Source organism: Xenorhabdus santafensis (genome assembly GCF_033949405.1).
GTDB classification, from domain to species: domain Bacteria; phylum Pseudomonadota; class Gammaproteobacteria; order Enterobacterales; family Enterobacteriaceae; genus Xenorhabdus; species Xenorhabdus santafensis.
The window spans coordinates 1-211 of the sequence record NZ_VCDN01000498.1 but is presented as its reverse complement, the minus strand read 5'-3'; the positions used below and the strand labels follow the sequence as shown (position 1 = coordinate 211).

Annotated in this window: 1 protein-coding gene; it reads right to left on the bottom strand. The window is 37.0% G+C overall.

The window, feature by feature from the left end; genetic code table 11:
* Window positions 1–211: hypothetical protein (locus FE392_RS21110; RefSeq protein WP_319932023.1), on the bottom strand; the 211-nt coding region annotated here is incomplete at both ends.

Below are 211 nucleotides of genomic sequence, written 5' to 3'. Positions count from 1 at the left end.
TTCCCTCTGACTGTTTCACTTCTTTGTCTACCCGTTGTAAATAGGTTTCTTTTTCCTGTACCTGCTTTTCTACAACTGACTTTGTTTCCGCATATTCTTTGTATTGTTTTACTTTTATGTACTTATGAGACCCTACATTCGCTCGTTCAAAATCAGGAATATGTTCTTTCGCCAATATTTCGATATATGCCGTTTCTACCGCTCTCCAATT